Origin of the sequence: Kushneria pakistanensis (genome assembly GCF_014652795.1) — a bacterium.
Taxonomy (GTDB): Bacteria; Pseudomonadota; Gammaproteobacteria; order Pseudomonadales; family Halomonadaceae; genus Kushneria; species Kushneria pakistanensis.
Window position 1 is genome coordinate 62,298 of sequence record NZ_BMZM01000002.1, and the last position, 14,033, is coordinate 76,330.

Consider the following 14,033-nt stretch of genomic DNA (forward strand, 5'->3'; position numbering starts at 1 on the left):
TCCGCTGTTATACTCGCCGAGGTCGGATCGCCGACCCGTGCGTGTGCATCAGCCGCATGGGCCCCGGGCGCTTCGCAGGCAAGACTCATCGTCGGGCGAGTGGGTGCGAAGACAGACGATAGACTGCCCTTGCACGTCCACTGCGTACCGCTCCAGCTTCATGCAACCGCCATGTATCCATCATGCAATCGCAGTGACAAGAGAGGTTTATACCAGGATGTCCAACACGCCAAAAATCATCTACACCCTCACCGATGAAGCACCTGCGCTGGCCACCCATTCGCTGCTCCCCATTATTGATGCCTTTACCGATTCTGCCGGCATCATCGTTGAAACCCGCGATATTTCGCTTGCCGGCCGTATTCTGGCGCAGTTTCCCGACTACCTCAGTAACGACCAGAAGATAGGGGATCATCTGGCCGAACTGGGCGATCTGGCCAAAACGCCGGAAGCCAACATCATCAAGCTGCCCAACATCAGCGCCTCGGTGCCACAGCTCAAGGCCGCTGTGAAGGAGCTGCAGGGTCAGGGCTACAAGATCCCCGACTACCCCGAATCGCCGTCAAGCGATGAGGAAAAGGACATTCGTGCCCGCTATGACCGCGTCAAGGGCAGTGCGGTCAACCCGGTCCTGCGCGAAGGCAACTCCGATCGTCGCGCGCCGAAGTCGGTCAAGAACTACGCGAAGAAGTACCCGCACCGCATGGGTGAGTGGTCCTCGAGCTCGAAGTCTCACGTTGCTCACATGAGCGAAGGCGACTTCTACGGCAGCGAAAAATCCGCCGTGGTCGACAAGGCCGGCAACCTGAAGATCGAGCTGGTCCAGAACGATGGCACCACCACCGTGCTCAAGGAAAAGGTCGCGGTCACCGAGGGTGAAGTGATCGACGGCGCCAGCATGAGCGCTCGCGGCCTGCGCGCCTTTATCCGCGAACAGATCGAGGACGCCAAACAGCAGGGCGTGCTGTTCTCGCTGCACCTGAAGGCCACCATGATGAAGGTCTCCGACCCGATCATGTTCGGCATCGTGGTCGATGAGTTTTACCGCGACGTGCTGGAAAAGCATGCCGATGCGCTTAAAAATGCCGGCTTCAGCCCCAACAGCGGCGTGGGCGATCTGTACTCCGCCATCTCCTCGCTGCCGGCTGACCAGCAGGACGAGATCAAATCCGACATCGAGGCGCTCTACAAGGCGCGTCCGTCGCTGGCCATGGTCGATTCCAGTAAGGGCATTACCAACCTGCACGTGCCCAGTGACGTCATCATCGATGCTTCCATGCCGGCGATGATTCGCGACTCCGGCAAGATGTGGGGCGCCGACGACGACCGCCACGATGCCAAGGCCGTGATCCCGGATCGCTGCTATGCCGGCATCTATCAGGCCACCATCGAGGACTGCCAGAAAAATGGCGCCTTTGATCCGACCACCATGGGCAGCGTGCCCAACGTGGGCCTGATGGCGCAGAAGGCCGAAGAGTACGGCTCTCACGACAAGACCTTCCAGATCCCGGCCGACGGCACCGTTCGCGTCACTGACGAGAGCGGCAACGTGCTGTTCGAGCACAATGTGGAGCGTGAAGACATCTGGCGCATGTGCCAGACCAAGGACGCGCCGATTCAGGACTGGGTGAAGCTCGCCGTGACCCGTGCCCGCGACAGCCAGACCCCGGCGATCTTCTGGCTCGACAGCGCGCGTGCCCACGACGCGCAGATGATCAAGAAGGTCGAGCAGTACCTGAAGGATCATGACACCAGCGGCCTGGACATCCAGATCATGGCACCGGTCGATGCGATGGCCTTTACGCTGGAGCGCACGCGCCGTGGCGAAGACACCATCTCCGTTACCGGCAACGTGCTGCGCGATTATCTCACCGACCTGTTCCCGATCATGGAGCTGGGCACCAGCGCCAAGATGCTCTCGATCGTGCCGCTGATGAACGGCGGTGGCCTGTTCGAGACCGGTGCTGGCGGCTCCGCGCCCAAGCACGTGCAGCAGCTGGTGGAAGAAAACCACCTGCGCTGGGATTCGCTGGGTGAATTCCTGGCACTTGCCGCCTCGCTCGAGCACCTGGGCAAGACGTTTGATAACCAGCGCGCCATCGTGCTGGCCAACGCACTCGATCGCGCCAACGGCGAGTTCCTCGACAGCGACAAGTCGCCCAAGCGCAAGACCGGTGAGCTGGATAACCGCGGCAGCCACTTCTATCTGGCGCTCTACTGGGCCCAGGCGCTGGCCGAGCAAAGTGACGACGCCGAACTCCAGAAGCTCTTTGGTGAGCTTTACGAGACGCTCAAAAACAACGAGCAGGCGATTGTCGATGAGCTCAACGGCGTGCAGGGCAAGGCCGTCGAGATCAAGGGTTACTACCACCCGGATATCGAACTGGCCGGTCAGGCCATGCGTCCGAGCAAAATCCTTAACGACGCACTTGCCACGCTCTCTCAAAAGAGCTGATGCAATAGGGTTTAACTGTCAGCGATGACAGGCCTGCATGAAAACCGGCGCCTTCGGGCGCCGGTTTTTTTATGCCGACTGGAGGTATCTAGCGACTCAGATCCACGTTGACCGAGCCGCCCTCCTTCACCCGCACCTGCTTGAGGATGAACGGACTGCGACCCCGGCCCTCCGGCAGGGCCACGGTGCCGGCGACATAGAAGGTGCCGGCCGGAATGCCGGTGGCGGTGAAATAGCCGTTGCCGTCGGTGGTGACCATGTGGGTATAGGCCTGGGCACGCGGGTCGGCAGGCTCGACGCGCTGCCCGGCCAGTGCCTTGTCGGCGGCTTCCGCCGAGTACTCGGTGGCCGGTGCGATCGAGACCTTCTCGTGATCACCATAGGCGGTCTGTCCCGAGGTCAGCTTGTAGGCCAGCCGCCCCTTGATGGTGGCCGTGCCGGTTTTCGGGAGCGCAGCATAGGTCTCGGCCGGGAAGGGCACCTGGCGCTTGACGGTATTGTCGGCCGGCGTACTGCCCACCGTGCCCTCGCTGGACATGCCGGGGAAGTTGTCCGCCACCCTCTGGATGCTTTCACAGCCGGCCAGTCCCATCATTAACACAATTCCTGCCCATACCTGCCACTGACGCATCCCGGTTTTCTCCTGCGATTGTCTGGGGTTTGATCGCCAAGCTTATCGCACCGTCAGGCGGCGTCCATGCCTTTTGATGTGTCGCCGTGATCCGGGCCTTTCCTGCGGGCGCGCCTACCTTTCAACCGGCAGTATCAGGGGATGCTGAAGCCTGTCGTGGCGCTGGCCAATTTCCGGCTTGCCTATCAGGTGTTGCCGCCCGTGGCGGTCATGAGTTGCTAGAATGTCATGACCCTTCAAAAGGCTGCGTCACCAGTGACCGGCAATCGCTGCCCGGGGGTCGATACCCCCTGACGCCTGACGTCTTCCCGACACTGACAGGAGCCACCGTGCCACTTCGCGATTTTTATCTGGTCCTGGCCGTCATCCTGATCTGGGCGTTCAACAACATCATGATCAAGCTGGGCCTGGTCGAGATGCCGCCGCTTTTGATGACCACCCTGCGCTTTGCGCTGGTGGCGATGCTGATCGTGCCGTTCACGCGGATCACGCGCGCGCAGCTGCCGCTGGTGCTCAAGCTGGCCGCCAGCTTCGGGCTGATGCATTTCGGCTTTCTGTTCATCGGGCTCAACTACGCCGAAGCCGGTACCGGGGCGCTGCTGGTCCAGCTGGGCACGCCCTTTGCCACCATTCTGGCCGCCATCTTTTTGAAAGAGCGCCTGCGGCTGAAGCCGGCCATCGGCATGCTGGTCTCCTTTTCCGGCGTGATGGTGCTGGCCGGCGGTCCCACGCTACCGGGCCCGCTGGCGCTGACGCTTTTGCTGTTGAGCGCACTGGGCTGGGCGATCACCAACCTGCTGGTCAAGACAGGGCCGGAGATCGAGCCGTTGACCATGGCCGGCTGGCTGTCGATGTTTGCCATTCCACTGGTCGGGACAGGCTCGCTCCTGTTTGAACAGCATCAGTGGACAGCCATGATGGAGGCCGGCTGGCGAGGCTGGGGCGCGGTCATCTACAGCGCCGTCATGTCATCGATTATCGCCTATGGCCTCTGGAACACCCTGCTGCGACGCCATTCGGTGGCGCGTCTCATCCCGTTGTCGCTTCTGACGCCGGCAGTAGTGGTCCTGCTGGGCGTTTTGATGCTGGGCGAGAGCATGGCGCTCAACAAGCTCATCGGCGGGGCGCTGGTGGTCGGCGGCATTGCCATCATCAACGTGAGACGACTCAAAAAGGCCCCTGTAGTCACAGCTGAGGATGACGTACCGCTCAGAGCCCCGAAGCAGTAGTCATCAGGCCATAGGCGGGGCGACCGTGCCACGCTCGATCAGCGTTGGCACGAAGGGACTCGAGGGTGCCGGCGAGGCCCCCTCGATCAGGGCCAGCAGGCGATGCGCCGCAGCCTCGGCCATCTCTTCCAGTGGCGCATGAATGGTCGTCAGGGCCGGCACGACATGGCGCGCACAGGCCTCATCGTCATAGCCGATCAACGAGATCTGCTGCGGCACCTGCCAATTCCGGGCGCGCAATGCTGTCATGACGCCTAGGGCCATGTCATCGTTGCCGGTCACCACAGCCGTGACCGTCGTCCCGCGAGCCAGCAGGGTGGCCATGCCCTGCTCACCGCTGCGCTCGGTGAAATCACCCTCGATGATGGCATGCTCATCTGCCTCGATCCCTTGCTCGCGCAGGGCCCGGCGATAGCCGGCCAGCCGTCCGGCGGCGTCCTGCTGGCGCAGCGGTCCGGTCAGGCAGGCAATGTGGCGATGCCCCTGATCCAGCAGATGACGTGTGGCCAGGTAGCCGCCGCACTCGTTGTCCAGATGGATACAGTGCGCGGCGATATCCGGCACCAGCCGATTGAAGACCACCATCGGCGTGGTGGTCGCCAGCGCCGCCAGCGTGGCATCTTCCAGCGCATCGGCATGCACGATCAATCCATCGCAGCGCCGCCCCAGCAGAAAGTCCACTGCCTCCTGCTCGCGTTCGGCCTCGCCGCCGCCGCTGGCCACCAGCAGGGAAACATTGGCCCGGCGCAGCGCCGCCTCCAGCGTCATCATGACCCGCCCCATGAACGGCCCGGCCAGATGGGAAATGACCAGCCCCACGCCGCCCAACCGGTTGGACGCCAGCGAGCGGGCAAACACGTTGGGGGCGTAGTGCAGCGCCGCGATGGCCGCCTCGACGCGTTCGCGGGTCTTCTGGTTGACCCGCACCTCGCCTTTCATGACACGCGATACGGTGGCGGGCGAAACGCCGGCATGGGCGGCGACCTCACGAATGGTGGCCATCGATACTCCTCGTTGATTCGGCCCTACTTGACCAGAAGCCCACACGCGCGGCAAGTCTGCTTCATGGTGTATACGCTGTAGTATTCCGACATATATGGGCCCAATGTCGCATGGTTGGAAAGCCTACCCTCACGCCATCATGAAACCGGTTTCATGACAATCCGGGTGGACCGATGAGGGCGTATCAATGCTGGGTACACAGGAAAAACTGAGTTACGGACTGGGTGATTTTGCCAGTGCCTTTACGTGGGCATCGCTGTCGCTGTATCTGATGTATTTCTATACCGATGTGTTTGATATCAGCCCGGCCGTGGTTGGCACGCTGTTTCTGGTCACCCGACTCTGGGACGCCTTCACTGACCCGGCCGTGGGCCTGCTGGCCGATCGCACCCGCACCCGCTTTGGTCGCCTGCGCCCCTACCTGCTCTTTTTCTCGCTGCCCCTGGGGGCAATGCTGGCGCTGACCTTCACGACGCCTGCACTGAGTGAGACCGGACGCATCATCTATGCCTTTGCAACCTATATTGCCCTGATGGGGCTTTACACGCTGGTCAACATCCCCTACTCGGCACTGCCGGTATCGATGACCACCGATAACGACGAGCGACGCCAGCTGACCAACGCCCGAATGTTTCTTTCCTACATCGCCTTCGTACTGATCAGCTATGCCACCCTGCCGCTGGTCGAGTTTCTGGGCAATGGCGATGAGCAGCGCGGCTTTTCCCTGACCTATACGCTGTATGGCGTGATCACCTTCCTCGTGTTTCTGCTCACCTTTCGGGGTGTGCGTGAGCGCCATGTAGAAGGCGAAAGCGCCAGCAATCCGCTCAAAAGTTTCGCGCACATCGCCCGTGCGCGTCCGTTCTGGATCATGTTCGCCACCAGCATCCTGATCTTTACCCTGATGCTGATGCCGGATTCGGCGGCCATCTATTTCTTCAAGTACTACGCCGATCAGGAGTCCTCGGTGTCGCTCTTTCTGGCGATGGGCTACGCCAGCATGGTGGTGGGCGTGATCTTCAATCAGCTGATCATGCGCCGCTTCTGCAAGCGCCGCGTCATGATCGGCGCCAATCTGGCCTACGCCCTCGCGCTGGCCAGCTTTTTCGTGGCCGCCGACATGGGCATGCCCTTCTACTTTGCCGCCTTCATGGCCGCCAAGTTCATCAACGGCATCATCGCACCCACAATGTGGGCCATGGTGGGCGATATCGCCGACTACGTGGAATACAAGAGCGGGCGGCGTGCGACCAGTACCACGACCAGCGCCGTCACCTTCAGCCAGAAGTTCGGCATGAGCATCGGCGGACTGGTCACCGGCGTGCTGTTCACCACCTACGGCTACACCCCCAATACCGAGCAGAGCGACACCGTACTGGTGTTGATCAAATCCATGATGAGCGTACTGCCGGCCGTGGGTGCTGTGGGGGTTGCCATCCTGATGCTGATCTATCCACTGGGCGATCGCCGCATGGCCGACATCCGTACCGCCAAGCCCACGGCGGCATGAACCGGACCCCGACCCTCCATCAATCGACAAGGAAGCAAGCGCATGCGCAACGTGACAACCCTCATCGAACAGATGACGCTGGAAGAGAAGGCCGGCCTGTGTTCGGGCGATAATTTCTGGCGCACCAAGGGCGTTGAACGCCTCGGCATTCCAGCCATCAACCTTTCCGACGGCCCGCACGGACTGCGCGCCCAGGGCGAGGAGCAGGATCATCTGGGCGTCAACGAGAGCAAACCGGCCACCTGCTTTCCCACCGCGGCAGGACTTGCCAGCTCCTGGAGTGTGGATCTGCTCGAGCAGCTCGGCGCCGCGCTGGGTGATGAGGCCCAGGCCGAGGGGCTGCACGTGGTGCTCGGCCCGGGGGCGAATATCAAGCGCTCACCGCTGTGCGGACGCAACTTTGAATACTTTTCCGAAGACCCGCTGCTCTCCTCGCATCTGGCGGCGGCCCATATTCGCGGCACCCAGTCGCGCGGCGTGGGCAGCTCGCTCAAGCACTTTGCCGCCAACAATCAGGAGCATCGCCGCATGTCGGTGGATGCCCGCATTGATGAGCGCACGCTGCGTGAAATCTATCTGGCAAGCTTTGAGCATGCGGTGAAGGAAGCCCAGCCCTGGACGGTGATGTGTGCCTACAACCGGGTCAACGGCGAATACTGCAGCGAACACCGCCGGCTTCTGACCGATATTCTGCGCGATGAGTGGGGCTTTGAAGGCTTTGTGGTCTCCGACTGGGCCGCGGTCAACGAGCGCGTGCCGGGCCTTGTCGCCGGTATGGAACTCGAGATGCCGGCCTCCGGCGGTGAGCGCGATGCTCAGATCGTGGCCGCCGTGCGCGAGGGTCAGCTGGATGAGGCCGTGCTGGATCAGGCCGTGGCGCGTCTGCTGACAGTCTTTTTCAGGGCGGTGGACGCTCGTCTGGAAGACGCCGGCTTCGACGCCGAGGCCCATCACCAGCTCGCCCGGCGCATTGCCCGCGAAAGCATGGTACTGCTGCAAAACGATGGCACCCTGCCGCTGGCCAACGAGCAACGCGTGGCGGTGATCGGGGAATTTGCCGAGCGCCCGCGCTATCAGGGCGGCGGCAGCTCGCATGTCAATGCCACCCGCGTCGAACCGCTGCTCGAGGCACTCGAAACGCGAGGCGCGAGCTTTGACTATACAAAAGGCTTCGAGATCGACCGCGATGCGCCCGATCAGCAGCTCGAGCAGGACGCAGCGACCGCCGCAAGCCACGCCGACGTTGCCGTGCTCTGCCTGGGGCTACCCGACCGCCACGAGTCGGAAGGCTATGACCGCACCCATCTGGATCTGCCGGCCAACCAGCTCGCCCTGATCGAGGCGGTCACCGCCGCGCAGCCCAACACCGTGGTGGTACTGGCCAACGGTGCGCCGATCGTGATGCCCTGGGCCGGGCGCGTCAGCGCCATTCTTGAGGGTTATCTGGGCGGTCAGGCCGTCGGCGCCGCCGTGGCCGATCTGCTCTACGGCGAAGTCTCCCCCGGCGGCAAGCTGGCCGAAACCTTTCCGCAGCGGCTGGAGGACAACCCGGTCCATCTCAACTTCCCGGGCGAAGGGGACGTAGTGCGCTACGGCGAGGGCATCTTCGTAGGCTATCGCTACCATGACACCCATGATGTCGCACCGCTTTTCCCCTTCGGTCACGGCCTGAGCTACAGCCACTTTGACTACGCCAACCTGACGCTCTCCGCCGACACGTTCAATGGCGATGACCAGCTCACGGTGAGTCTCGATATCACCAACAGCGGCGAGCGCGAGGCCAGCGAGATCGTCCAGCTCTACCTGAGCGATCAAACGCAGACCGTGCCAGTGGCGGCGCAGGCCCTGCGCGGCTTTGACCGGGTGACGCTGGCCCCTGGCGCGACCGAACGGGTCGAGATGACGCTGTCGCGACGTGATTTCTGCTGGTATGACGCCGAGCGCGCCGACTGGCGCCTGCCCACCGGCAGCTTCGAGATTCGCGTGGGGGCCTCCTCGCGTGATATTCGCCTGACACAGTGTCTTGAGGTGCGCGGTGACAAGACGCCGCTGCCGGCAATCGATCGCAACACCCTGCTGGGCGATCTCAAGGCTCATGACGGCGCCGTTCGTATCCTGCGCGAGCACCTTGCCGACATCGCCGAGGAACTGCCCATGCTCAACGACCTGATGGGCAGGGGCGGCGGTGACGACCTGATGGACGCTATGGGCCACTACCTGCCACTGCGCGCCATGATCTCCTTTTCGGGCTTCACCGAGGCGCGGCTCGAGGCGTTGCTGAAGGATCTGCGAGCTACTGCGTCTGCTGATTGATGCCAGGCCCGATGATGCACCACTGCTCCATGCGCTGCTTTGGCCTGCAGCGCATGGAGCCAATGGCCTGGAGGGATGGGCGACCCGGAAATGAGCAGCTGCCCTTGCAGACCCGCGAGAGCCTGCCCTGGGGAGGGTCGATGCAGGGAAGGATCAGGCTGTCAAAATGCTCGACCAGCACAGTCAATCGGCACGGTCCTGTCAGGAGATGACGCGACAATGTGACTGTCCGCACCGACTGCTCGGCGTGACGGCGTTTCCTTGTCCATCATGGCTGGTGGGTCAGTGTCCTTTCGACGTCAGTAAGCCTTTGGTTCATCTCGTCAGCATCCTGTCGACTGATCGTTCCGTTACGGGCCTGTAAATTCCCTGCAAGCGTCTGCACCTGCTCTACCGAAAGATGCAGCTCGTCTGCCTGTTTTCTGGACAGGCTGTGTTCCTTTGCAGCGACATCTATTCGTTCATTCAATGAAGCCGCGCGGTGTTGAAGGTATTCGCTGTCCGTTTCCAATGCCTGTTGGGCGTGAACAGGCATACCAGGCAATAACAGGGGCAACAGGGCTGACAGCAATAGTGTACGACGCATGGTGTTATCCTTTTGATGGATGTTGCGACTACCCGCCAGCGGTATTTCGAAATGAGGTTGCTTTACGCCCGCATTCAAGCACCGAAGGCATTGATCCCCCCAAGCCATGGTGACGGACCCGGCCAGAGTATCGGCGCAGATTTATCACAGGGTGTGTTTGCTTTAAAGAGCCCTGACGACGCAATTTCGATCCTGTCGAGGCCGCCAACGCCTGTCCCCGCTTATAACTGATAACTGACCTTGATCGGCGCTGCGCCAGACGGCGTAACGCGCTGCACTGAACACGCCGGATATCTTGGGTTCCTGTCGAAATAGCTGTATATTTAAACAGTATTCGAAAAGGAGTCCGGGATGCCTGCCGTTCTCACATCTGGTCATGCGGCCGGCGAAAGACTGTCCGGCTCCCCGATGGACGTCGCCTGTGTCGCTGACCTGTGGGCCAGCGACGTTTGGCACCGGCATCGCTCCCTGCCCTCCTTTTCAGCCTGAAGACACCCTGTGCCGGGCACTGCGCCACATCCTGCGTCGTGGTCCCTGGATCGGCCCTCACTACCATAGAACAATGCAACAGGAGGATTGACTGACATGAATGTCGCCACTGCCCATGCCACTACCCGCCCGGCTGCCCATTGCCTGAGCGCCATGGCGGCGCCTGCCCTGCGCTATCACCGCTTTGGCTCGCCGCTGTCAGTGCTCAATCTGGAGCCAATGCCGACAGGCGAACTGCCCCTGGAGCTCATGCGGGTCGACATGCGCTGTGCGCCAATCAATCCCTCGGATCTGATTCCAATTACCGGCGCCTACCGCCACCGTCTGACCCCGCCGCTGGTGGCCGGTCACGAGGGTGTGGGCGTGGTGACCCAGGCACACGGGCCCTGGCAGCAGCTTCTGGGGCAGCGGGTGTTGCCACTGCGGGGGCCCGGCACCTGGGCGACCCGAATCGACTGTGATCCGCGTCTGGCCATTCCTGTTCCCGATGACATTCCCGATGAGGTCGCGGCGCGGGCCTGGATCAATCCCATGGCAGCCCTGACCATGCTCAACCGCTGGCCGGTCGCAGGCTGTCATGTGCTGCTGACGGCAGCAGGCTCCGGCTGCGCTCAGCTGCTGGGACAGTGGGCGCTGTACTGTGGGGCGCGGTCGGTCACCGGCATCTGTCGTCACCCCGAGCAGCATCAGACGCTGTCGGACATGGGCATCACCCTGCTGGGACAGCATGAGCATGAGGCCATCGCCGCTGCTGCCGGACGCGCCGAACGCGTCTTTGATGCCACCGGCGGCGCGCTGGCCGACCATATCCTTGCCTATCTGCCGGGAGATGGGCTGCTGATCGCCTATGGACTGCTGTCCGGCGCCCCGATCAGCCCGGCGCTGATGGGCCCGCGCATTCGGCGCTTTCATTTGCGCGATCATCTGATCGGTCTGGCACTACAGGAGTGGCATGACACCTTTACGACGCTCTGGGCGCTGCTGCGCGACATTGATATGCCGCCGGTCGAAGAGTTTGCCCTGAACCAGTGGCAGCAGGCCCTTGAGTGCTTCGACGGCGTCCGTAGCGCCAAACCCATGTTCAGGCTGTCCCACTGAGTCGCTGGATGTCCCTGCCAGACCGACCTCCGATACAAAACCGACCGACTACCGACACAAAAAGGCCGCCCCTGTTGGGCGGCCCTTTTACATCACGTGCGCGGTCAGGATGACTCAGTCACCGCTGATGGTCTCGACGCTGATCACTTCCGGAGGCTCGACCGGCGTCAGGCGGCGCACCTGGTCCGATTGAATGCGCTCGCGATACTCAAGCGGTTCGATCGACTGCGGCTGACCGGTTTTAAGCGCCTGCTCGATGGCTTCCAGAATGCGCACATCACGCAGCCCTTCCGTACCGTCGGCTTCGGGGTCGATGTCATTGAGAATGCAGTGGGAGAAATAGTCGGTCTGTCCGCCGAACTGCTCGACCGGGCCCGGCGAATGGACCGTGGTCTCGCCGTCGACACTCAGGTCATAGTCGATCGACACGCCTGGCCCGAACATGTAGCTGGGGCGTGAGAACAGCGCACCGCGCTCGCCCACTACTGACAGATGGTTATGACCACTGGTGGCGTAGCTGACATAAAACTGGGCCAGCTGCCCTTCGGGAAAGCGCAGGCTGACGGTCACGCTGTCATCGCAGGTGTAGTCGCGCCCCGGCGTGTTGTCGCTCATTGCGCTGACCTCGACCGGCTCGGCACCGAAGAGATGTCGCACCGCGTTGATCGGATAGGTGCCCATGTCGGGTACGGGGCCGGCCCAGTAGCCGTGCAGGGCGCGATGGTTTTTCGGGTTGAGATCCTGAGTCAGCTGGGAGGAGAACGTGCGCGGTGCGCCGATGGTGCCTTCGCGCATGTGCTGGATCATCTCCAGTGTGCCCGGCTCATGATGCAGCCGGTAGGCGACCATCAGCTTTGCATTGCCGCGCCCGGCGGCCTCGATCATCGCCTGGCAATCCTCAACGCTGGTCGCCATCGGCTTTTCCAGCAGCACATGAATGCCCGCTTCCAGCGCCGGCACGGTGTCCTGGCGATGACGAAAATTGGGCGTGGCGACATAGACGGCGTCGATCTCGCCGGAGTTCAAAAGCGTCTCGTAGTCCTCATAGCCGTAGACCTTCAGGTTGTAGCGCTTGCCCAGCACCTCGGCCTTTTTCGGATCACCGGTGACCAGCGCGGTCATTTCCGAGTTGTCGCTGGCCGCGATACCCGGCATGAACGCGCCCTGCGAGATTTCCCCACCGCCGAGCACGGCGTAGCGCACCTTTCCCTGTGCCATGTGACCTCCTGATCTCTCCATGGATAAAAAACACTATTCCCAAGCCTGGTGCAGTTGTTCGGCGCTGTCAGGGAAAGCAATGAAACCGATCATGGCGCTCCAGCAGAAAAGCACCTCCAGGAGGCGTCAGCCACTGGCTGTATCAGGTCATGGATCACTACACGATTGCGCCCGGCGGCCTTGGCCTGATAAAGCGCCGCATCAGCGACCTCGAATAGTGCAGCGGTATTGCCAGCGGGTATCCGGCCCAGCGCCACGCCGATACTGACGGTTACCACGCTGGCTGCAGTGCTGTAGTGATGAGCCATGGCAAGGCGCTGCACACTGATGCGCAGGCGCTCCGCGTAGAGCACGACCTCTTCGGCCGTAATGCCCGGCACGGCAATGGCGAATTCCTCTCCTCCAAGACGCCCGGCACGTCCTTTCGGCCGCGCCGCCTCGGCCAGCGCCTGTGCCACACGCCTGAGCGCCCGGTCGCCGGCGGCGTGCCCGTAGTGATCGTTGTAAGGCTTGAAATAATCGATATCGATCATGGCAATCGCCATGACGTTATCGGGAGAGTAGCGCTCGAGGTCACTTTCAAGCCCTGCATGAAACCCTCGGCGGTTGGCCAGCTCGGTCAGGGGGTCCAGCGCCGCCAGTCGGCTGAGCATATCGCGTTGCTCAGCCAGCTGGCGCTTTCGGTTCTCCTCGCGCTCGATAAGCACAAAGTGCCGACGGCGCTCGTTTTCGATCAGCCAGTTGGCACACAGCGACGGCCCGACGATCACAATGGCGATCATAATATTGTGTAACTGCAGCACCGATAGCTGAAGCGGGCCAAGGGCGATCGCCAGGGCCTGAATCGCAACCACGATACCTGCCAGAATCACCACCAGACGCCAGGGCAGCGCCATGCTGATGACCATCGCCATCAGCACCGCATAGTTGGCGAACACGAACCCCAGGGCATTGACGGAATCGGAGAGCGCAATCAACACCGCCAGCAATGTCACGGCCAGCAGATGAAAGGCGCAGGTCACATACTGCTGCACGATCAACCGGCAGCGCGCATGGCGCAGCCAGTAGAGCAACGCGAGACCACAGGGGAGGATAACGGCGAAACGAAGGGTCAGGGCCAGCCAGACCCTATCGGGCACGGCAAACCAGTCTCCCGCCGCAAAGGCCGTGTAAAAGCCCAGCCCGACAAGGACGGAAATCAGCAGCAGCTGGCGGCGCAGTGCCAGCGTTCGGGCAGCGAACGCATTCCTTTGCTCGGGTGGTATCGTGATCCGTCCCAGCCAGCCTTCAGTCTCCAGCGCACGGTCCAGCTCCGTGGTATTTTCCTGCATGGGGACTTCCTCGTCCGCGGCACCGTCGCACAGTCATTTAAATGATTCGCCACTCCCGCAAGGGTGACGGCATGGCATCACTGAAAGACACCCGGCCTGTCCGGGCTGCCGACCGGATGCGTCAGATGAGAGCAAAAGTGCTTATCGACCGGATGCAGGGCTGCTTGAGCA

At 62.1% G+C, this 14,033-nt stretch carries 10 protein-coding genes; 5 read left to right on the forward strand and 5 right to left on the reverse strand.

What is annotated here, in order from left to right; all coding sequences use genetic code 11:
* The first annotated feature begins 217 nt into the window (after positions 1 to 217).
* Complete coding sequence (locus tag IE123_RS05780) at positions 218 to 2,455, forward strand: NADP-dependent isocitrate dehydrogenase (RefSeq protein ID WP_189516075.1); 2,238 nt, start codon at positions 218 to 220, stop codon at positions 2,453 to 2,455.
* Between the two features lie 88 nt (positions 2,456 to 2,543).
* Here the strand turns inward: IE123_RS05780 and IE123_RS05785 are convergent, their stop codons facing one another.
* Positions 2,544 to 3,086 (reverse strand): collagen binding domain-containing protein, encoded by a 543-nt coding sequence (locus IE123_RS05785; RefSeq protein ID WP_189516077.1) that lies wholly within the window; start codon positions 3,084 to 3,086, stop codon positions 2,544 to 2,546.
* A gap of 329 nt (positions 3,087 to 3,415) precedes the next feature.
* Between IE123_RS05785 and IE123_RS05790 the strand changes: the two genes are divergently transcribed.
* Positions 3,416 to 4,315 (forward strand): DMT family transporter, encoded by a 900-nt coding sequence (locus tag IE123_RS05790; RefSeq protein ID WP_189516078.1) that lies wholly within the window; start codon positions 3,416 to 3,418, stop codon positions 4,313 to 4,315.
* 3 nt (positions 4,316 to 4,318) lie between these two features.
* Here the strand turns inward: IE123_RS05790 and IE123_RS05795 are convergent, their stop codons facing one another.
* Positions 4,319 to 5,317 carry a LacI family DNA-binding transcriptional regulator gene (locus tag IE123_RS05795; protein ID WP_189516080.1) on the reverse strand — a complete coding sequence of 333 codons (999 nt, stop codon included), beginning with the start codon at positions 5,315 to 5,317 and terminating at the stop codon, positions 4,319 to 4,321.
* Between the two features lie 187 nt (positions 5,318 to 5,504).
* Here IE123_RS05795 and IE123_RS05800 point away from each other — a divergent pair, with 187 nt between their 5' ends.
* Both IE123_RS05800 and IE123_RS05805 read left to right on the forward strand, forming a co-directional pair.
* Complete coding sequence (locus tag IE123_RS05800; RefSeq protein ID WP_189516082.1) at positions 5,505 to 6,827, forward strand: MFS transporter; 1,323 nt, start codon at positions 5,505 to 5,507, stop codon at positions 6,825 to 6,827.
* Between the two features lie 42 nt (positions 6,828 to 6,869).
* A complete protein-coding gene (locus IE123_RS05805; RefSeq protein ID WP_189516083.1) occupies positions 6,870 to 9,140 on the forward strand; it encodes a glycoside hydrolase family 3 C-terminal domain-containing protein in 2,271 nt (756 codons plus the stop codon).
* Between the two features lie 268 nt (positions 9,141 to 9,408).
* On the opposite strand, the gene IE123_RS05810 is transcribed toward IE123_RS05805, so the two are convergent.
* Positions 9,409 to 9,726, reverse strand: a complete 318-nt coding sequence (locus IE123_RS05810) for a hypothetical protein (protein ID WP_189516084.1) — start codon at positions 9,724 to 9,726, stop codon at positions 9,409 to 9,411.
* Between the two features lie 585 nt (positions 9,727 to 10,311).
* On the opposite strand from IE123_RS05810, the gene IE123_RS05815 reads away from it, so the two are divergent.
* On the forward strand, positions 10,312 to 11,313 hold the full coding sequence (locus tag IE123_RS05815; protein ID WP_189516085.1) for a zinc-dependent alcohol dehydrogenase family protein: 1,002 nt from the start codon (positions 10,312 to 10,314) through the stop codon (positions 11,311 to 11,313).
* Positions 11,314 to 11,427: 114 nt separating this feature from the next.
* Here the strand turns inward: IE123_RS05815 and IE123_RS05820 are convergent, their stop codons facing one another.
* Both IE123_RS05820 and IE123_RS05825 read right to left on the reverse strand, forming a co-directional pair.
* Entirely contained in the window at positions 11,428 to 12,531 is a 1,104-nt protein-coding gene (locus IE123_RS05820) for a Gfo/Idh/MocA family protein (protein ID WP_189516086.1), read from the reverse strand.
* Positions 12,532 to 12,620: 89 nt separating this feature from the next.
* Positions 12,621 to 13,862, reverse strand: coding sequence for a GGDEF domain-containing protein (locus IE123_RS05825; RefSeq protein WP_189516087.1), 1,242 nt, complete (start codon positions 13,860 to 13,862; stop codon positions 12,621 to 12,623).
* Positions 13,863 to 14,033 lie beyond the last annotated feature (171 nt).